The sequence below is a fragment of the Polynucleobacter sp. 73C-SIWE genome (assembly GCF_018882465.1).
GTDB lineage: Bacteria > Pseudomonadota > Gammaproteobacteria > Burkholderiales > Burkholderiaceae > Polynucleobacter.
Genome location: NZ_JACVOK010000002.1, coordinates 41,043 through 61,498, shown reverse-complemented (window position 1 = coordinate 61,498; position 20,456 = coordinate 41,043). Strand labels below are relative to the sequence as shown.

21 protein-coding genes are annotated in these 20,456 nt (G+C 44.8%); 5 read left to right on the top strand and 16 right to left on the bottom strand.

Going from position 1 to position 20,456, the window contains the following annotated elements:
- Position 1 precedes the first annotated feature (1 nt).
- Positions 2 to 799 (bottom strand): DUF3047 domain-containing protein, encoded by a 798-nt coding sequence (locus ICN17_RS06500; RefSeq protein ID WP_216236732.1) that lies wholly within the window; start codon positions 797 to 799, stop codon positions 2 to 4.
- A 48-nt stretch (positions 800 to 847) separates the two neighbouring features.
- Between ICN17_RS06500 and ICN17_RS06495 the strand changes: the two genes are divergently transcribed.
- From ICN17_RS06495 to ICN17_RS06475, 5 genes are read left to right on the top strand one after another with little or no spacing between them, the layout of a single operon-like run.
- Positions 848 to 2,344: a glycosyltransferase family 39 protein gene (locus tag ICN17_RS06495; protein WP_216236731.1), complete on the top strand. Its 1,497-nt coding sequence runs from the start codon at positions 848 to 850 to the stop codon at positions 2,342 to 2,344.
- Between the two features lie 50 nt (positions 2,345 to 2,394).
- On the top strand, positions 2,395 to 3,438 hold the full coding sequence (locus ICN17_RS06490) for a lysylphosphatidylglycerol synthase transmembrane domain-containing protein (RefSeq protein ID WP_216236730.1): 1,044 nt from the start codon (positions 2,395 to 2,397) through the stop codon (positions 3,436 to 3,438).
- A gap of 18 nt (positions 3,439 to 3,456) precedes the next feature.
- Positions 3,457 to 4,716, top strand: coding sequence for a glycosyltransferase family 9 protein (locus ICN17_RS06485; protein ID WP_216236729.1), 1,260 nt, complete (start codon positions 3,457 to 3,459; stop codon positions 4,714 to 4,716).
- Between the two features lie 5 nt (positions 4,717 to 4,721).
- Positions 4,722 to 5,513 (top strand): phosphatase PAP2 family protein, encoded by a 792-nt coding sequence (locus tag ICN17_RS06480; RefSeq protein WP_216236728.1) that lies wholly within the window; start codon positions 4,722 to 4,724, stop codon positions 5,511 to 5,513.
- Positions 5,514 to 5,519: 6 nt separating this feature from the next.
- A complete protein-coding gene (locus ICN17_RS06475) occupies positions 5,520 to 6,389 on the top strand; it encodes a 23S rRNA (adenine(2030)-N(6))-methyltransferase RlmJ (RefSeq protein ID WP_216236727.1) in 870 nt (289 codons plus the stop codon).
- A gap of 19 nt (positions 6,390 to 6,408) precedes the next feature.
- On the opposite strand, the gene ICN17_RS06470 is transcribed toward ICN17_RS06475, so the two are convergent.
- The 15 genes from ICN17_RS06470 to ICN17_RS06400 all read right to left on the bottom strand — a co-directional run bounded on the left by ICN17_RS06470 (position 6,409) and on the right by ICN17_RS06400 (position 20,456).
- Entirely contained in the window at positions 6,409 to 6,975 is a 567-nt protein-coding gene (locus ICN17_RS06470; RefSeq protein ID WP_216236726.1) for a heme-binding protein, read from the bottom strand.
- 69 nt (positions 6,976 to 7,044) lie between these two features.
- Positions 7,045 to 7,989 (bottom strand): LD-carboxypeptidase, encoded by a 945-nt coding sequence (locus tag ICN17_RS06465; RefSeq protein ID WP_216236725.1) that lies wholly within the window; start codon positions 7,987 to 7,989, stop codon positions 7,045 to 7,047.
- Positions 7,986 to 8,444, bottom strand: coding sequence for a tRNA adenosine(34) deaminase TadA (gene tadA, locus ICN17_RS06460; RefSeq protein WP_216236724.1), 459 nt, complete (start codon positions 8,442 to 8,444; stop codon positions 7,986 to 7,988). The genes ICN17_RS06465 and tadA overlap by 4 nt, the downstream gene beginning before the upstream one ends.
- Positions 8,445 to 8,909 (bottom strand): 6-carboxytetrahydropterin synthase QueD, encoded by a 465-nt coding sequence (gene queD / locus ICN17_RS06455; RefSeq protein WP_216236723.1) that lies wholly within the window; start codon positions 8,907 to 8,909, stop codon positions 8,445 to 8,447.
- A gap of 39 nt (positions 8,910 to 8,948) precedes the next feature.
- A complete protein-coding gene (gene queE, locus ICN17_RS06450; protein ID WP_216237561.1) occupies positions 8,949 to 9,605 on the bottom strand; it encodes a 7-carboxy-7-deazaguanine synthase in 657 nt (218 codons plus the stop codon).
- Between the two features lie 21 nt (positions 9,606 to 9,626).
- Positions 9,627 to 10,340, bottom strand: coding sequence for a hypothetical protein (locus tag ICN17_RS06445; protein ID WP_216236722.1), 714 nt, complete (start codon positions 10,338 to 10,340; stop codon positions 9,627 to 9,629).
- Positions 10,340 to 11,041 (bottom strand): hypothetical protein, encoded by a 702-nt coding sequence (locus ICN17_RS06440; protein ID WP_216236721.1) that lies wholly within the window; start codon positions 11,039 to 11,041, stop codon positions 10,340 to 10,342. Before ICN17_RS06440 ends, ICN17_RS06445 begins: the two co-directional genes overlap by 1 nt.
- 22 nt (positions 11,042 to 11,063) lie before the next feature.
- A complete protein-coding gene (locus ICN17_RS06435) occupies positions 11,064 to 11,861 on the bottom strand; it encodes a ferritin-like domain-containing protein (RefSeq protein WP_216236720.1) in 798 nt (265 codons plus the stop codon).
- A 48-nt stretch (positions 11,862 to 11,909) separates the two neighbouring features.
- Complete coding sequence (locus tag ICN17_RS06430) at positions 11,910 to 13,232, bottom strand: NAD(P)/FAD-dependent oxidoreductase (protein ID WP_216236719.1); 1,323 nt, start codon at positions 13,230 to 13,232, stop codon at positions 11,910 to 11,912.
- Positions 13,233 to 13,246: 14 nt separating this feature from the next.
- Complete coding sequence (locus tag ICN17_RS06425; protein WP_216236718.1) at positions 13,247 to 14,209, bottom strand: B12-binding domain-containing protein; 963 nt, start codon at positions 14,207 to 14,209, stop codon at positions 13,247 to 13,249.
- Positions 14,210 to 14,328: 119 nt separating this feature from the next.
- The gene (locus ICN17_RS06420; RefSeq protein WP_216236717.1) at positions 14,329 to 15,546 is read right to left on the bottom strand and encodes a Coenzyme F420 hydrogenase/dehydrogenase, beta subunit C-terminal domain; all 1,218 of its coding nucleotides are present in this window, start codon (positions 15,544 to 15,546) and stop codon (positions 14,329 to 14,331) included.
- 13 nt (positions 15,547 to 15,559) lie between these two features.
- The gene (gene dxs / locus ICN17_RS06415; RefSeq protein WP_216237560.1) at positions 15,560 to 17,437 is read right to left on the bottom strand and encodes a 1-deoxy-D-xylulose-5-phosphate synthase; all 1,878 of its coding nucleotides are present in this window, start codon (positions 17,435 to 17,437) and stop codon (positions 15,560 to 15,562) included.
- Between the two features lie 16 nt (positions 17,438 to 17,453).
- Complete coding sequence (gene hemA, locus ICN17_RS06410) at positions 17,454 to 18,755, bottom strand: glutamyl-tRNA reductase (protein WP_216237559.1); 1,302 nt, start codon at positions 18,753 to 18,755, stop codon at positions 17,454 to 17,456.
- Positions 18,756 to 18,768: 13 nt separating this feature from the next.
- Positions 18,769 to 19,248, bottom strand: a complete 480-nt coding sequence (locus tag ICN17_RS06405) for a TspO/MBR family protein (RefSeq protein ID WP_216236716.1) — start codon at positions 19,246 to 19,248, stop codon at positions 18,769 to 18,771.
- Positions 19,249 to 19,250: 2 nt separating this feature from the next.
- Positions 19,251 to 20,456: a geranylgeranyl diphosphate reductase gene (locus ICN17_RS06400; protein ID WP_216236715.1), complete on the bottom strand. Its 1,206-nt coding sequence runs from the start codon at positions 20,454 to 20,456 to the stop codon at positions 19,251 to 19,253.

Here is a 20,456-nt window from a genome sequence, read left to right as displayed (position 1 = left end):
TTTATTTAGGATTTTTGCGAATGAGTTCAATATCGCCGTAGATGGCACGCGCTTCTGATTTTGTGTTGTCAGTATCAGTCAACAATGCGATTCCAATAATCTCTCCCGGGGCTTCACCATAGGCTCGCTTGTAATCAGCAGCAAGGTCACGTTGATGCTTATGCCAGCTTCCTAAGTTTTCCCAACCAGAGTCAACCACAATCATCTTGATGCGCGAGGTGTGGGCATTAGCAATAATCGTGTCTACAGGAGATTTACCCGACCAGATATACATCAGTGTTGCATAAGGCATTTCTTGACCGCTAATGAGGTTTGCCATCTCGAAGTTCATTTTTTCCTTCAATGGCAATTTAGATTTATTGCCATCAAACGCAACCAAGATTCTGAGGGGAGCATCGTCGTTATAACGCTCTGCATTATCAGCTTCAGGAATAGCACTCAAGGCCTTCCACTCCCACTGTAGCCATAAATTATTTGCTTGCCTTGGGCGCAACTTCACTGCCAAACCCGATGCAGATGTTTTGGAATTAGCACTCAAAACAGTTCTGCCTTGGTAACTCTCAAGACGGTAAACCGTATTCTTTTTATAAGGCGCTATACGATAAAAATTCCAGCCATTCGGCATGCCGTTACGAGCGGTCTCGGCAGAAAATTTAGGCAATTCGTCCTGCGCTGGAAGCTTATTAGGATCAAAAGCCTGTCCAGACTCATCTTGAATTGATCCACCACCAAAACCTGCACAACCAGCTAGTGCAAGCAGCATAGAGAGCATCAAGGGATATAAAACACGTTTGAACATAGTGCTAATTGTCCCAAAGAATTGCCCGAGTAAGTCTAAAATCGTTTTATGCGCCATCAATCACCTTCAAGCTGGGCGGCAATCTGCATTTGCATAGCAGCGCTAGTTCATTTTGCCCTAGGCTTCTCAATTGAATTTTCGGTTGATGAGGCACACTACGCCTTATATGCTCAGCATTTAGCTTGGAGCTATTTTGATCACCCGCCATTGGTAGGCTGGATCCAGTGGCCGCTGGTTGCCCTTACTTCTTCAGAGGGTTTAATTCGCCTAGTGCCTGAATTTTTCTGGGCAATCGCCTGTTTTCTGGTTTATCAAGTCACACTAGAAATTCACCGCTTCATCCAAGGCAGAAACTCGGGCTACCTCACTAGCGCACTGCCTTCTGCCAACACTTGTGGTCTGATGGCTGTTCTCACTATTATTGCTGCGCCAATGCCCCATGTTCTGGCAATTGGCTTGTTACCAGATACTTTGTTGGCACCCTTAAGTCTTGGTCTGATGTTGATGGCACTGCGTTGGTTAATTCAAGATCACTTCACAATTGGTGATTGGTTATTGACCGGCGCATTACTAGGATTAGCTGGTCTAAGCAAATACACCGCCATCTTTACTGCCTTTGCTGTTCTATTGGTATTTGTTAGCGCTCGTCGAAAACCTTGGATTGGAAAAATAGGGTTTTGGCTAGCCGCTCTTCTAGCCCTTCTCTTAATTGGCCCTGTCCTGTATTGGAATTGGATCAATGACTGGATTTCATTTAAATACCAGATCGCCCATGGCAGCGGTGGTGAATGGTTATGGCGCAGATTAGCCGCATTCCTTGGAATTCAGATTATTGCGTTCGGCCCCTTACTCATCATAGGTAGTTATATCTTTCTTAAAGACTGCATACATGGAACAAAGCTATCTTTATTGTCTTTGCTTGGATTCTTTTTTATTCCCTTTGTTATTTTTGCAAGTCTCTCTGGTGGCGGTAGCCTACCCCATTGGACAACACCTGCATGGTTTTGTTTGGCACCGTTTGCTGGCATTGGTTTAGCAAAGGCTTGGTCAATTCAGCATCGCATGGTCATACGTCTTTTATTCATATTACAAATTGCGCTTTGCCTAATTGGCTTTGGATTTGTTTTATCTGGCGGCATCAGCTCGGCATCGATTAAATCCAATCCGATTGCTGATCTTTATGGCTGGAAGAGCGCAGGCCAAAAAGCTGCTGAATTAACTCAAGCTACCAAAGCAGATGGTATTGCCGTGCAAAATTGGACTTTAGGAAGTCGAGCTGCCTGGTACGCAAAACCTATCCCTGTCTTTGTACTTGATCAAAGAAGAGATCAATTTGACCTCTGGTTTGGACAACTTCCTTCGGGCGCAAATATCCTGCTGATTCATTGGTCAGGTATGTCATTTCCTCCTCCCATTGCTACAAAAGCAGGCTTTGAACGCTGTGAGCCACTGGATAGCCTAGAAATCCAGCGCTTTGGCCGGGTATTGTCTAAATTTGACTTTAGCCTTTGCAGTAATTGGCAAGGACCATCCGCAGCAGAGTAATTCCTCTCAAATTCAGGACCTTAGGCGCCCAAGGCATTATCCTTACGCCTATGAGTTCAATACCCCAATCCACCTCCAAAACCCCTTCTGGGTGGAAATCAATTCTGAAGCGCGCATGGCCTACCATCCGTATTCTGCTTTCGATTGCACTTCTCTGGAAAGCAACCAGCGGAATTGACTGGCATACCTTATTAGATTCAGAAATCAAAATGGAGCCGGCTTGGTTAATTGCAGCAGCCGCAGCAATATGCTGCGCATTTATTTGTGGTGGCTTACGTTGGGGATTCTTAATGCGAAGTGTTGGGTTTCAGGGCAGCCTGAAAAGCTATATTGCCCTCTATTTTGCAGGCGGGCTTATTAACCAAGGACTACCAAGCACATTAGGTGGAGACAGTTATCGCGCCATCACAGCAACTCACTTCACTAATAACGATAAGTTAAGCGAGACAAAAGCATTGGATGAAGAGTTGCATCATTCAGTTGATCTTGGACATGCCACACCAAAACTCCGGCTCAGCTTTGCGATGACCTTAGTAGATCGCCTTCTAGGTTTAGCAGGTAATAATTTATTGGGTGGTATCGGTCTAATACTTGGCGGCGCCACCCTTGCCGCTTGGGGGCAAGATTTGGGTTACGCTGTTTTAGGTGTGATGCTTTTGGCAGGACTCATTATCGCCGTAATTTTGGCATGGTCTAAAACCAGACAGCTATTACAAAAATTATTAGACCGTCTGCAAATGAATAATGCAATGCCAGGAATTCAATTGGCATTTTCCTGGCCCATTAATATTGTGCAAGCTTTGTTTGGGGTTGGTATACATAGCTGCATTATTTTGGCATTTAGCTTTTGCTTACGAGCCTACGGTGCAGAAGCTCCAATTGCGAGTTTGATGATTGGCCTACCAGCATTGAGTCTGCTCCTGATGTTACCCATTAGTATTTCCGGATGGGGATTACGTGAAGCCACCCTTTCCTCCGTATTGGCACTATGGGGTGTTAGCCCTTCATTAACTGTATTGGCATCTATTAGCTACGGCGCAATTACTGTTTTATCAGTGCTGCCTGGTGCATACTTTTTACTAAAACGAAAATAATTCCTTTAGAGCAAAACTATGACTATTAGCGTCAACACCATGCGTGCCATCGATCATTGGGTCGGTGTTCCACTCTGCGCAATCGCTAGCCCATTAGTAGCCCTCATGGATGGTGTAAAGAATATCCTTGGCCGTGAGCCAGAGGCCCCTAAGAAATTACTTTTCATTGAACTCTCAGAAATGGGTAGTGCTATTTTGGTTGATCCGGCTATGCGTAATGCACAAGCCCGTGGTGCTGAACTTTTCTTTCTCATCTTTAAGAGTAATCGCGCTAGCCTAACTCTACTCAATACCGTCAAACCAGAAAACATTTTTACGATTGACTCCTCCAGCTTAGGTGGCTTGATTAAAGACACCTTACACTTTTTAATCATTGCGCGCCGTCATCGAATTGATACCGTGATTGATCTCGAGTTATTCTCACGCTTTACCGCCCTTCTCACTGGCCTATGTGGCGCTAGACGCCGCGTGGGTTATCACATCTTTCATGGTGAAGGCTTGTGGCGCGGCTTCATGCTTACCCGTAAAGTGCACTACAACCCGCATATTCATATTACTAAGAACTTTTTATCATTGATTCATGCGGCCTTTGCTAAACATATTGAAGTACCGTTTAGCAAAATTCAGATCCCAGACTCTGAGGTACGCTTAGTCCAAGCTGTCATTGACCCAAAGGCACTTGATAATGTTCGCGAGCGAGTTCAAAAATTGGCTAAGGAAGCTGGGGTTGACTATATTCATGGTAAGAATCGCTTAATTCTAATTAACCCAAATGCCAGCGACTTATTACCGCAGCGCCGCTGGGCGCAACAGCGCTTTTCTGAATTAATTCAAGGTGTTCATCAACAATATCCGCATGATCTGATTTTGATCACAGGCTCACCAACTGAATTTGCATATGTAGAGAAAGTTCGTACAGTAGCTAATATCAAAAATGCTTTGAACTTTGCCGGTCAAGTGAGTTTTGCAGAATTGCCGCCGCTTTACACCCTATCGGATGTCATGGTGACTAATGACTCTGGTCCAGGTCACTTCTCGGCAGTCACACCGCTAAGAACCGTTGTTCTCTTTGGACCGGAAACCCCAGCTCTATATGGCTCCATAGGAAACTCGATTGCAATCACAGCAAACTTAGCATGCTCTCCATGTGTCAGCGCAGCAAATCATCGCAAAACGCCTTGTCACGATAATGTTTGTATGCAAGCAATTACAGTTGCTCAAGTCTTAGAGAAAGTCACTATTCAGCTACAAGATGCAGATAAGGCTAAAGGTCGCTAAGCAGGATGGGCAAAAAAGCTATTCCAGTATTAGCTTGGTTCATTCCAATAGCCCCGTTAGCACTTGCATTTGCAATCTATTTTGGCGAATTCCAAAGTAGTAGCTTTCTATTTCTGAATCAATTAGCCAGATTACTACCAGATACACTTTGGGCATGGCTAACATTTCTGGGGAATGGATGGGGCGTGTTTGCTCTTGCCTTTCCACTTCTCTTGCTAGCGCCTCGCGCTTTTAGTGCAGCAGTTTTTGCTGGTGTTATCAGCGCCCTTACCAGTCCACCGCTAAAAAATTATTTTGATCTACCAAGACCTGCTGGAGTTTTAACGGATGGTAGCTTTTACCGCCTTGGAGAACCTCTTCTTCATAATGCATTCCCCTCTGGCCATACGCTGACAGCTTTTGCTATAGCCACTGCCTTGTATTTTTCTTGTGATCAAAAAAAACGAGTGCCAATGTTGCTTCTCTTTGTTATTGCAGCGCTAGTTGGCTTATCCCGCAGCGCAATTGGAGCGCACTGGTTAACTGATGTATTGGGTGGCGCAGGATTTGGAATGTGGTGCGGTATGTTAGGCGCCTTATTATCTTACGGCATTCCTGAAAAATATCTTTCCCTTCAGGGAGCTTGGCTACGCATTTTGGCGATTGGCGGAGTTGCCGCCATCTATGCCCATCTCACGCAAATCATGGATCATCAGCTCAACCAGCCGCTGCAATATGCCTCCGTGGTCATTTTGCTCATAACCTTAGTTTTATTTATTAAAGCTCAGTTTAATAAATCGCCCACTCGCTCAGAGTAATTCACTATGTTTAGCTACCGACATGCGTTCCACGCCGGCAGTCATGCCGATATTCTGAAGCACCTCACACTGATTCATTTAGTTGAATATCTTCAGGAAAAGCCTGGCGCGCTAACGATTGTTGATACCCATGCCGGTGCTGGTATTTACAGCCTAAAAGATGGTTTTGCTGCTGTGAGCAAGGAAGCAGAGGGTGGAATATTTCGATTGCTCAAATTTATTGAAGCAGGCAATCCAACTGTAGAGAGTATTAGCAAGTATTTGGAGTTTATTTATGCAGAAAATATGGGTGGTGATATTGCCACCTATCCAGGATCTCCTTTTATCTTAGCTCGCTTACTTCGAGCACAGGATCGACTCAAGTTATTTGAACTTCACCCCAAAGAAATCGACATTCTTCGGCACAACGTCGGCGAACTAAGACAAGCTAAGCAAATTGATGTTTACGCTGCAGATAGCTTTAGCAGACTCAAAGGTTTACTTCCTCCGCCCAGTAGACGAGGCCTCGTTCTCATTGATCCCTCTTATGAAGATAAACAAGACTATCGTTATCTTGAAGCGGCGATGGAAGAAGCTCTGCAACGCTTTGCTACTGGCTGTTATGCAATTTGGTATCCCGCCCTCTCCAGGAGAGAATCGGCAGCACTGCCAGATCGTATGAAAAAAATTGCTGCAAGCCATAAACGTTCATGGCTGCATGCGGAGTTAAGAGTTGAGAATGCACCTGGAGAGCGACGTCTTCAGGCAAGCGGAATGTTCATTATTAATCCGCCATGGACCCTAGAAAATCACTTGTCAGAGGCTCTACCTATTCTGACTAAGGCATTAGGAGTAGATGGTGGTGCCCAATTTTTACTAAAGAGTTTTGAAGCTTAAGTAATTTACTGAATAGCTTCTAGTCACGAACATCAATCATGATTTCGTTACGGCGCATAAAGGGTATCGACCAAGGTGGGTTGTAGCGTGCAAACCTCGGCACACCAACTGCTTGAAGATTTTTACTCCGCATCCACTCTTCTAGCTCTAGCGTTTTTTCAGCGACTTTATTCTCGCTATTAAAGCCAGTAAAAACAATCACTGCGCGCTTTACAGCTGGGATCTGACGCAACTGAACTCTTGGATTTAGGGGCTTAGGAAGACTTTCCATGGTGTATTCGGATGGCATCACAAATGAAACCGTCCATTTTCCAGTATTTGATTCAATATTGACGGGTGCAGTCATCGCAATCTTTGCACTCTTGGGTGCCTGCTCTTCAACCGCTACTGGCACGGTCATCGCAATCTTTTCACTGACCTGATTCTGCCCAAAGATATAGCCAGCAATCAGTCGAAATCCCTGGCTTGAGGCCTCGTCTAGATCACCTTCTGTTTGGGCTTCGGCCAATATCATTGGGGCATATGACCTAAGCTCAAATGGTGGATTTTTTTCTAAAACTGAAAATTTAGGCTCTTCGATTGCCATTACTGCCCCCATAAAAGTCAGCGTAATAGTGCTTAGAATAATTCTTATAAAAAGATGTCTTAAAACCATTTACCAGCTTGCTTCAATAGTAAATCTACTGGGGCTGTAATCAAGAGTGGCTTGAGCACCCATTGGTAATGTGAGCTTGTTGGCTTGATGACCAAATGGTAGATCAGTCAAAATAGGAATATTCTCAGGCAAACGCTTGCGGATAGCTTCAATTGCGCGCTCCAATGAATATCCTTTGTCGTTGTCGTACAAACGATAGGCGGAGAAGCCTCCGAGAAGGATGGCCGACTGGTTGCCGAGTATTCCAGCATCTAGCAATTGCATCAGCATCCGCTCTATACGATAAGGATGCTCATTCACATCCTCTAAAAATAAAATGCCATTTTGGGTTTGCTGCTGAGAGGGTAGATAGGGAGTTCCCACTAGACCAGCCAAGACTGTCAGATTACCGCCCCATAACATTCCTGTAATTTTATTACTGCCTGAGTTCGCCAGAAATGACTGCGGTTCGGATACGCTGCAATCGAGTTTTCGCTCTTGAATAGCTGATTGAAAGTGGCTCCACATAAAACTATCGGGCGCAATTGCGTTACCTGCTTCATCGATCTTGCCAAAATCATAGTTCAGCATTGGTCCGGATAAAGTGATGGCACCGGTCTTAGCCAACAAGCCCAATTGAAATGTCGTGAAATCACTATGCCCGCAAATTTGCAATCCGCTAGCAACTGCTTTAGAGATCCCAGCCCAATCGATATTAGAAAGTAAGCGATGAATACCATAACCACCACGCATCGCCATTACTAGAGTCTGAGAATTGAGTATCGCTAGATTGTTGAGTTCATTTAAGCGCACCTCGTCGCTTCCTGCAAAACGCTCATGAACACGCTGCACACATTCTGCATTCGCAATAGCAATACCTTGACGCTTTAGCCAGTCGATCCCAGCTAAAGGGCTTTGATCATCGAGACTTGCTCCAGAAGGGGCAATCAAGTGAATGGCTTTCAACGTCGCTCCTTAAAGAAATCACGCAGCAATTGACCGCACTCCTCACTCATCATTCCGCCTTCAATAACGGTCTGATGATTGATTTGTTTTGATGAGAATACATCTAAAACGCTACCAGCGGCACCGGTTTTGGGATCTGCAGCCCCATAAACAATACGATCTACTCTAGCATGCAACATTGCACCAGCGCACATCGTGCAAGGCTCTAAGGTGACATAAAGAGTGGTACCAGGTAAGCGATAATTTTCTTCAGATAAAGCTGCCTGTCTAAGTGCCAACATTTCGGCATGGGCACTTGGATCATGATTGGTAATGGGCTTATTGAAAGCTTTAGAAAGTACTACTCCATTACGTACGATGACAGCACCCACAGGAACTTCACCAGCAATAGCAGCTAACTGAGCCTGCTCTAAAGCCTGCTCCATAAATTGGCGATCAAGCTCTGCTTGGTTCATTTAAGGGTGATGTACGTCAGCCCAACAATTGGGGGTTTCATATAAACGAAGAGCAGAAAGCTCAAGGCGTCCACCAAAAGCCTTACTGAAGACTGGCTGTAAAATAGCAAAGGCGGCATTGGCTAAATTCTCAACAGTAGGAACTTGCTCCATCACCACCGTTTTATGATTAGGTAATGTTGCTAAAAATGCAACTAAACTTTCATCCTCTTTAGCCACCAAAAATGCATGATCCCAAAGATCAACGATATATTGATTGGTGAGGCGTTTAATATCCCCAAAGTCGAGCACCATACCATCGTCAGCTTTACCGGGATGGTCTGCAACTTCTCCATTGAGAGTAACTTCAATAGCATAGCGGTGCCCATGCAAATGCTTGCATTGCCCGTCATGATTGGGAATGCGGTGTCCTGAGTCAAATTCAAGACGGCGGGTAATTGAAATTGCAGGTTGTTTACTTGTCATTTAGATCTAATCAATACATTACTGGGCTTAGCTAGCGCCTTAGCGAATACCTATGAGTTTATGGGATTGGAGACTCAATCTCCAAAGCGGGCGTTTCTGGCAAAGACTAATGGCTAATTCAGTATTCGTTTTAAGGTTTGGTCCATCCATGGGCTGTAGAAAACGATTGCGGTAGTCCATCTTCTCAAATCGTGCTAATAACTTTTCCAATGAATCCTGCCCCTCTTGAGGAATCACCAACTTGAGTTCATTCGCTTGAAGAACAATTAAGTCAGAGCCTGATTTGGGGCTGACACAAACCCAATCTACCCCTTTGGGAACCTTGATAGTGCCGTTTGTTTCAATTGCAATCTCAAAGCCTTTTTCATGCAACTTTGCAATGAGTTCGTCATCTAATTGTAAAAGTGGTTCGCCGCCTGTAAATACGACATAACGTTGCTGAGGTCCTGCTGAGGTACTTTTCCATGCAGACTCGATTGCATTTGCCAGATCTACGGCAGATTCAAATTTTCCACCGCCGTCACCGTCGCTACCTACAAAATCAGTGTCACAAAATTTGCAGATAGCAGTCGCTCGATCCTCCTCGCGACCACTCCATAAATTACAACCAGCAAAACGGCAAAAAACCGCAGCACGTCCAGTGTGAGTGCCTTCGCCTTGAAGCGTTGGAAAGAGTTCTTTAATGGTATACACAATGAGACTATTTTAAGCGCATTGTTACCTCCAGGAGATTAGCTCCCATTGTAGATAATCTTCCCAGTGAGCCTCGGTCCAAAAATCACCAAGCATTAAGTAACGTCCATACCCCCTGCGTATGACCCAGCGGCCAATTTCAGGAGCAAGCCATACGTCCTCTTGACGATAACTGGTCATTCTAAAGACGTCGTTGCTCTCAAAAGAAGGCATTTCATTGTGGTAATGAAAGGCCAGAAACTTTCCCGCCGGAACTTGAATTTGCTCCCAAGCGGCTCCTGCCATACTGAGCCCCCAATAATAATTTGCGTCTGGATAGTTCAGCACTTGATATCGAGTGTTGTAAAACCGAGACCATCCCACTTGAAACTGCTCTGGCCAAAGAGGGATTCCCTTTTGAAATATCTGCGTAGGATTCCAATGAGGATCTTGCATAATTATTCCCCAAGATGATTGAATCTCATCCGGAAGCTGGCCAGCATTCAGTCCTGACCTTTCAATACGAATTTCACTGCCAACTGAGACCACTCTCTCAGTTACGGTATCAAGAATTTCTTGATTAAATACATTGCGTACCTGATACACCCACTCCTGCCCAACTTTGGGCGCTCTAACGACGGGTGGTGATACTGGCTGGGCTACATTAACCCCCTCAGGAAATGGTTGCGCAGATATGCACCCCGCCAAAATAATTGGGGTGAGCGAAACTAGAAATATTCGTAAGCGGTCTATTTTCATTACTTATAAGAGGTAAGCTGCCACTGATAACTGCCCTCTTGAAACACCGCACCATATGAACCCTGTATTTGATAAGAGCCTGATGCTTCTCTTGCAACCCAACGGCCAATTTGAGGGGCAAACCAAACTGTTTCCCTACGAATGCAATCAACGATGTTGGGATCCGAATTTTCAAAGTTAACCAGATTCTGAAAACGGAGTGCAATAAAGACTCCCGCAGGAACTGTAATCTGCTCCCAACCCTGTACGCTCATATATTCCTGCCAATTCATCCTTGAATCTGAATATCCAGGAATACTGTATTTGGTAGTAAATTGCTTACTCCAACCCGTCGAGAGCTCAAGAGGCCATAAGGGTAATGAGGGGCTAAAGCTCAGTAAGCGCGGCCATTGCGTATCAGTAGCAACCATACCCCAAGAAGTTTGAATCTCGCTGGGCAATATCCCCCCATCTACAGAGTTGCGATCAATGACAATACTTGAGTCAATCTTCGAGATACGCTCCGTAATGATCCCGAGAGTCTTTCCATTAAAGACATCTTTCTTGATATATGTCCACTCCTGACCAATCTGTGGCGGCCGAATATTAGGCGTAGGCTTCGGAGCAGCGACAGGAATACCTTTTTCATAAGAAAGAGGCACGCCACATGCTACTGGAGCTAATGCGGCTGACGTAATGAATGTTCGACGAGATAAATTCATAAATTCTCCAGATATTTGCTAATTATGTCCCAAGAAGACTTAATTCTTCAGCAGTAAATCCCGCTTGTTTGCGAGCCTCTAAATTGAATGGCCCCTTTAACACTGGCGCACGATAGGCTTTGGCTAAGTCCTGATATGTCTTGATTGGAGATAAACCTTCCTTGGCACATAAGAAATTAAACCATTGATTGCCAATCAATACATGCCCTACCTCATCCCTGAGGATAATTTCTAAAATTTCAACAACCTTAGCATCCTTGATCTGTTTAAAGCGATCACGAATGGCAGGTACTGCATCCAAGCCTCTAGCCTCCATGGTTCTGGGGACCAGGGCCATTCTGGCAATGACTGCATCGGCAGTTCTCTCAACCATCTCCCACAGACTGTTGTGAGCAGGAAAATCTCCATAAGCAACGCCAACAGACTGCAAATGATCCTCTATCAAATTAAAGTGGTAAGACTCTTCTTTTGCAACCTTTAACCAATCTGCATAGTATTGGATTGGCATATCAGCAAATCGCCAGATTGCATCCAATGCAAGATTCATAGCATTAAATTCAATGTGGGCCAGTGAGTGCAGCAAAGAAAGTCTGCCTTCAACGGTATCCATCCTTCTTTTGGGGACTGTTAATGGCGGGACTAATTCCGGCTTATGAGGGCGTCCAGGAAGAGAGAGTTCTTTTGAATCTAAAGTAGCAGAAACGTCTAGAGCAATGTGCTGTTGATCATAATCATCAAATAATTTCTGAACCCGATCAACCTTCGTTTTCGGATCTGTGATGACTAGTATTTCAAGGGCGGTTTGACGTAACTCCAGCATTTACTACAGAGATCTCAGTTCAATGGAAAAATACTTGCACAAGTCTAACTAGTGCAATTTTACAATTGAATGTGTTCTACGGTGAATCAATCGACTTAAAGTATCTAGAAAAACCTTAAACCAACCGTGTAAAGCTAATTGGTGTAGCTTGTACAGGCTTATATACATTAATTTTGCAAAAAGTCCCTCCACCATCAGACTTCCGCCAATCAGGCCGCCCATCATGCTACCCACACTGCTGTATTCCCCAAGAGAAACTAAAGAACCAAAGTCTCGATACTGATAGGGCTTCAAGGGTTGATGATGAATGATTCGGTTAATTTGTTTGTATAGATGCGAGGCTTGCTGATGGGCTGCCTGGGCTCGAGGCGGCACAATGCCTCCCTTGCCGTTGTTTGCCTCAGGCCAAGGGCATGCAGCGCAGTCACCGATAGCAAATATATTTTGATCTAAAGTAGTTTGCAGTGTTGGTAAAACTAAAAGTTGATTGACGTGATTAGTCTCCAAGCCGCCTATACCTTTTAGAAAATCGGGTGCCTTTACTCCTGCAGCCCAAACAATCAACTCAGCTGGAATTTCTTGGCCATCGGCAAGCACTACTTTATCAGCTTGAACTTTTTGTACCTTGGCATTTGTCATCACCTTCACGCCAAGATCAGTCAATAATTTCTCGGCCGCTAGCGAGATCCGTTCTGAAAGTGCTGGCAAAATTTTAGGAGCGGCTTCGATGAGGACTACTTTCAAATCTTTTTCAGGGTCAACTCTATCCATTCCGAAAGAAATGATGGCACGCGTTGTGCGATGTAACTCGGCCGCAAGCTCAACGCCAGTTGCCCCTGCTCCAATAATCGCAACCTTTAATTGATGTGGAGCCAATGCACTAGTTTGAGCTTGCGCTCTTAGGCAAGCATTCACCAGACGTAGATGAAAACGTTTAGCGTCCCCCAAGGACTCCAGTCTTTGAGCATATTGCTCAACACCCTGAGTTCCAAAGTCATTGGTGAGGCTGCCAATTGAAATGACTAGTATGTCATAAGGAATAGCTTGGGTTGGCGTAACTAACTCACCCGACTCATCTATATAGGGGGCAACCTGAATTTCTTTCTTTTCTCTATCGATGCCAACTAGCTCACCCAATCGAAACCTGAAGTGGTGCCAATGGGCTTGAGCAATGTAATCTAGCTCTTGATCGGCAAGATCCATCGATCCCGCCGCTACTTCATGTAGCTTTGGTTTCCAGATATGTGTTCTATTTTTATCAACTAGGGTGACAGCTATCTTATCGGCACTATAGCTATCGCCCAGCTTGGTGGCTAATTCAAGCCCGCCTGCCCCACCACCTACAATCACTATTCGATGCGCACGAGACATATTAAGATTTTGAACTAGCGCAATCGCTCTACGTAAAAAGTTGCTTTTTCCAGCGCATCCTCAGCATCCATTCCCACCATATCTGCGCCTAGATCATCGACGAGCTCAGGAAACTGATTAAATACCGGGCTGCCAATGATGACACCTACATTGGGATTTTTTGATTTAGCCTTGATGCTCTTAATCAACTCTTTGAGCTGCGGAAATTGCTCCCGAACGCTGGCTGATAAACCCACAACATCAAACCATTCATTGGCAGCCATCTGAATAATGTCATCTTCTGTCGCAGCTAACTCACCCCAAATACGCCATCCAGCTTTGGCAAAGAATTCGGAAACCATGAACAGGCCTAAGTTGTGCTGAGAACCAGGCAACGGTACCAACATAATGCTAGAGCCCATTTTATTTTGCTCAGCATACTGTTGAAATATCGGACTTAAGTCATACATCAACTGCTTAATGCGCCAAAGCGCAATAGTTACTTCCGTAAAACTGGATTCATCTTCCTCCCACATTTTCCCTAGCTTTCGAGCAACTGGGGTTAGCAAGAGCAAATAAATATCTTCTAAGCTTGTTCCTGAGGCATGAATCTCTTTTACAAAATCAACTGAGACGCGCGCATCCTCCTGGAGAACTAGAGTGGTTAATTGAAGGATATTGTTTTCATCAATGGTTGCTTTTGCCAGCAAGTCTTCCGGAATAGAAGACTCGAGGTGCTGCTCAATAATATGGGGCAGTATTTTCCCCTCGATTGTCTTTACCAGGGACTCGAGGTACTCAGCTTCTGTACAAGCTTTTTCAAGTGGATGGGTATCTTGTTCTTTTTTAAAAGTCGCCTGCGATGGCGCATTAGATACCAGACAATCTTCCCACATCCCGTCTGATGACTTAGATGACTGTTGTTGGTCCAACTTAAAGTCATCCTGCTTGGATTTCTTTTTAAATCCTGCAATGCTCACCAGCCTAGATAAATTCATGAACATCACCAGATCAAGTCACGGTATCAAAAAGACTTTTGAAAAGTACCGTGGCTGCCTAAGAGCCTCTTAATTAGAATCCTTACGTTATAAATTCTTTCCGGGAAATTCACAAACACTTAACTGTAGGTGCTTTCCCTAGAGTCCTTGATTTCATCGTTTCGAGGCTCTAATCCATACTTTCGGACAACTTGCCAGACATGATTTGGCACCATGTTCTTAATTTTGTGCGGCGCAGTATTGCGTAAATGAATGACGGACTCAATTGCCTTCATCTCAACCCTCGCTTTTGCAAACTCCAGGCCACGAGGTCCAAATCTGGGCATTACCCAGGCAAAAATACTTCTCATAAAATTCGGCATTCGCTGCAGGGGTAAGCCTCCAGCAGCCAACTCGACATTCTTCATAAAGCCTTTTACTGGCCCCAAACGATTTCCAGCGGACTGCAAAGCTTCAATATGGATTTCCGGGTCCAGCAATTTGGCAAGCTCCTGGCCTCGGGCATTCCGCACAATTAACCATTGCTCTCCTGTGCCAGCCATATACCCGACCGTAATATCTGAAAGTGAATTGACGTAGTCAACACAGGTCTTACAAGTAGTCGGGAAAAAATCACCTGGCAAATCTGAAAGTGGCAGCTTCAAGAAAGGAATCTCTTGAATACGTCCATCTGCAAAACGTAACTCGACGTGGTAATCGGCTCTAAATTCTAAGTAAGTGATTTCTTCTGGCTTTTGAGATAGCAAGCCTAAAAAATGATGGAAATTTTCTGTGCTTGTGTTGTCTGAGCAGGGTGAGCCAATAATGAATAGTTTTTCAAAGCCCAGTTCTTTCTCAAGCGCTCTGGCGGCGTAAACCTGACAAGGTATGCCAACCATCGCAACCCTTTGATGACCCAGCTCTTTGGCTTGCTCGAGGTATTGAACAATGGGTGCGTAACCCATTTTCATTCCCCTACAAAGCTTCATATCCTGAGCGTGATTAATAATTACTGGCTGAGGACGCCACTTATCCTCCGGATCAGATGCCATCGTAATCACCGCATCCACAAGGCCCTGCTCTAACAATAGCTCACATAATCGAGTAATGATTCCAGTCCACTGAGCGCCTTCCAAAGGTTGCTTTAATCGGGCCCTATACATCTGTAGATAAGCACCAAAGAAGGCTTCGTCTGAGTCGCCTATGTTACGGACTCTGCCGTGTGTAGAGATTTCAAATTGTGGGTAGTTCGGTTGAATGAATTGACAGGCGGTAGCACAACGCTTGGGTTGTTTTGTTCTAGATACTCCACAATCAGTACACAACTCGCGAAATGGGGCAATCTCAATAGACTCCATTGTCGATTGATTCCTAGAGGAATCGCGCTGCAACTCTTTGCTTCATTTTCTCGGATGAGAGCCCATAGAGATCTAATAAGAAATTGACATCGCCATGCTCAACATACTCATCAGGCAACCCCATTTGCAAAGATTCAATTTGAATGTTTTGATCAGCTAGAACCTCAAGACAGGCACTACCTGCTCCACCCTTCACGGCGCTGTCCTCGACGAACACTAAGGCATCGTGGGTCCGAGCAATATCGCACAGCAATTCCTCGTCCAAAGGCTTCACGAAGCGCATATCAACAACGGTTGCATTAATCTCTTCAGCGACTGACAGCGCGTTATATAGCAGTGGCCCAAAGCAAATCAAAGCAATCTTTTTCTGAGGGGGAAGTTGTTCAGCTATTGATCTGATAACGAGGCCCTTACCAATTGGCAAAGACGCTAATGCTTGGCCAGTAGTCTCAAGTCCAATGCCAGATCCGCGAGGATAACGAACGGCCGCAGGACCATCATGTTTGAAGGCAGTAGTGAGCATTGCTCTGCACTCTTGCTCATTCGCAGGTGTCATGAGAACCAAGTTAGGCAAGCAACGTAAGAATGCGACGTCAAATGCGCCAGCATGGGTTGCGCCATCAGCACCAACAAGACCAGCACGATCAATTGCAAATACTACCGGTAGATTTTGCAAAGTCACATCATGGATTAGCTGGTCGTAGCCTCGCTGTAAAAAAGTCGAGTAAATAGCAACGACTGGCTTTAATCCTTCACAAGCAATGCCCGCAGCGAATGTCACAGCGTGTTGCTCTGCAATACCAACATCAAAATATCGTTCAGGAAAGCGCTTTTCAAATTCCACCAATCCAGAGCCTTCGCGCATCGCTGGAGTAATTGCCATTAATCGCTCATCCGCCTCACCCATATCGCACAACCATTCTCCAAAAATTTGGGTATAGGTTTTTTTACTGGCAGGCTTGGCTTGTATACCCACGATTGGATTAAATGGACTCGGGCCATGGTAGGTAATAGGATCAGCCTCAGCTAGTGCATAGCCTTTACCCTTCTTGGTAATCACATGAAGAAATTGTGGTCCTTCTGTTTGAGCAAGAACCTTAATGTTTTGTAAGGTCGATACCAATACATCCAAATTATGGCCATCGATCGGACCGTAGTAATCAAATCCAAACTCTTCAAAAATCGTTGCTGGTCCGAGCATACCTTTTGTGTGGCCCTCTAGCCTTTTGGCAAATTCACGAATCGGTGGAGCTACAGAAAGAACTTTATCCAACCCTCTCTTAGTAGCAGCGTACATAGAGCCAGAAATTAATTTCACCAAATAGCGATTCAATGCTCCCACCGCTGGGGAAATCGACATCTCGTTGTCATTAAGGATCACAATGAGGGGAACTTTTTTATTGATGCCAGCATTATTCATAGCCTCAAACGCCATACCGGCACTCATTGCGCCATCGCCAATAATAGCTACGACATTGCGCTGCTCATTCTTATTTTTTGCAGCTACAGCCATCCCCAAGGCAGCCGAGATACTGGTGGATGAGTGGGCTGTACCAAATGCATCGTACTCACTCTCACTTCTTTTAGGAAACCCAGAAATACCGTCAAACTGGCGCAGTCCTGACATTGCCTCGCGGCGACCCGTCAATATTTTATGAGCATAACTTTGATGGCCCACATCCCAAACCAAACGATCATAGGGCGTATCAAATACATAGTGAAGCGCTAGCGCCAATTCCACAGTGCCCAAATTGGATGAGAGATGGCCGCCCGTACCTGAGACAGAAGTTAATATGAAATTGCGTAGTTCTTGAGCAATTTGGGGTAGCTTGGAAACCTCCAACCCCCTTAATTCATCGGGGGCTGATATGGTCTCAAGGAAGTTTGTCATTTTTAACATAGCAACCTCACTTCGACGAGTAGATTTTGGAAATAATTTTTTTGTACTCTTCTAAATTTTCATCAGAAGACTGCTTCAAAGCATGAATCGGGGCATGCATAAACTTATTAGCAAGCGCTATAGCCATATGGGAGAGAACTACCATCGGATCATCACCGTTTGCAATTCTTCTGCTAGCCTTTTCCAACTCAATCTTTTGATATTGCTCACCTACATCTTGGATTGACCTAATAATCGGCACTACCGCCCTCTTCTCTAGGGTTTCATAAAACTCTATGACCCCTTTTTCAATAATCTTTTCTGCTTCACCGATTGATTCAAGTCGATTAGCCTTTCCAGCATTGACGATTTCACCGAGATCATCGATGGAGTAGAGGTATGCATTTTTTAAACTCTTAATTTCAGGCTCAAAATCTCTTGGCACCGCTAAGTCAATAAGCGCTATGGGGCGAGACTGCCGAGCTTTCAGTGCCGTTTTCACCATCCCCATACCCACAATCGGCAAAGAGCTCGCTGTACAGGAGACCACGACATCATATTGATGTAGATGTTTAGGCAACTCAGCCAAAGGGAAGACTTCAGTCTGTAAATTTTGACTTGCAAATGCCCGAATTAATTCACTACCACGATCAATAGTGCGGTTCGAGATTGCAATCTTTTTAGGATTTTTACCTGCAAAATGATTTGCACACAGACCTATCATCTCACCAGCGCCAATGAATAAAACATTGCATTCGCTGATTGGCCCAAAGATACGCTCAACCAACTTGATAGAGGCGCCTGCCATTGAAACAGAATTCGAACCTATTTGCGTATTTCCGCGAACCACTTTTGCTACAGAGAAAGTCTTATCAAATAGAGGCTTTAAATAAGTTCCTAAGGTGCCTACTTGGTTTGCGTTCTCAATCGCTTTTTTCATTTGACCTAGGATTTGAGTTTCACCTAAGACCATCGAATCTAAGCCGCTACCTACCCTAAAGGCATGCTTGACTGCATCGCTCTCCTTGGCAGAGTAAATGTAAGGACGCAGTTCATTTTTATGGACATTATTCTGAGCAGCCAACCATTCAAACGCACGGCTCTCTAAATGATGACCCTCGTAATCAACATCATTGGCAGCACAATAGATTTCCATACGATTACAAGTAGAGAGAATGGCCACCTCTGGCTGGTGTTCTGCATTGTCTCTGTGCAAGTACTTACGTAAGTCAATTAAAGAATCTTGCAAAACCTCAGGCGCAACTGCCACACTCTCCCGAATATCAATTGGGGCAGTATGATGATTCACACCGAGATTGAGCAGTTTCATGCTTGGCATATGCTTAGTAGGCCCCGGGATTCAGAACCAGCGTTTCCCAATTGAGACGCATAGCAATCGTTACCCAAATTAAATACGGCAACATCAGATATGCAGCAAGTCTACGGATTGGCCACATCACCAAAATAATAGCGAGCACAGATCCCCAGAGGAAAAATGCTTCTATCATTGACCAATCAGGATGCTGCAACCGAAAATACAGGACGCTCCAAAGCACATTAAAAAAGCCATTCAACCAAAAAAGCATGGTGATTTTATTTTTCTGAGACTGACTCGCGCCGCCATTGAAGGCAACCATCCATGCCAATGCAGAGAGAATAAAAATAGTGGTCCAGACAATACCAAAGGCCCAATCTGGTGGTTTCCAAGGTGGCTGAATCAAGGAAAAGTACCAAGGCCCCAACTTAGTGGCCAAGCCACCCAAGACTGAAGTGGTCACCATCCAAGCTGCAATTAGCCAGAGATACTTCTGTTGAAAAAACATCTTCATACTTTAGCTAGGCCCAATAGGTGCCCCATATCCTTAATAAATATTTTGAGATGTGCCATTGGCTTCTTGCGAACAAGCTTTTTGTTCATATAAGACTCAAATGTGAGTTTTTGAACGTCTTTGTCCTCACACATCTTTACGAAACTCTCACGCCTTTTATCGGTTGAGTACCAAAAATATTGCATGATGCCCAAAACAATAAAGGTCATCCGATGCTCTTTCATGAAGCGCTTGCGAGCCAACTTCAGTTTTGCTGGATCATTGCTTTCTACAAACTCAGCAACAGCTTCACCAGCTAATTGACCGCCCAGCATCGCATAATAAATACCTTCGCCAGATGCTGGGGCAACTACTCCAGCTGCATCACCTGCTAAAACTACTTGCTGGCCATCATCCCATTTTTTTAAAGGCTTCATTGGTAGTGGCGCCCCTTCATGCCGAATTAATTCAGCGCCTTCTAAGCCAATATCAGCACGTAACTTTGCCACTGCATTTCTCAGAGAGAAACCTTTATCAGCACTTCCAGTACCAATACTGATAGTGTCACCATGAGGAAAGACCCAGCCATAAAAATCAGGGGAAACTGGCTTTTGATATAAAACATCGCAGCGACTTGCATCAAAAGAATTTGGTGCATTAGGTGGAGTTTTAATAATCTCGTGATAGGCAAACACATAATTTGCCTCAGCGCATCCCTGCACGCCTGCACTTCTTCCGACCTGGGATTTAGCGCCATCGGCACCAATGACTGCTTTTGTCAAAACACTCTTTAAGCTGCCATGGTCGCCATCGCGAGCACCTCGTGTGCGATAGTAAATACGCGCATACGGACCTTCTCTGGTGAGGTTCTCGAATAAGCCATCCTCACGTGTAGCTCCTGCCGCAACGGCACGCTGTCTTAACCACTCATCAAAGTGAGATCGATCGACCATTCCTACAAAGCCGTTCTCAATGGGTATATCTACTGTTTTGCCTAATGGCGACACCATGCGGGCAGATTTTGCTTTTGCTACCAGCAACTCATCTGGAATCTGAAAGTCTTTGATTAAACGCGGAGGAATTGCTCCGCCACAGGGCTTAATACGCCCGCGCTTATCTAAAAGCAAGACTTGCTTCCCTTTTTGGGCAAGCGTTTGAGCAGCTGTGGCTCCGGCAGGACCACCACCAACAACTACTGCGTCATAAATAAATTCAGTTGTCAT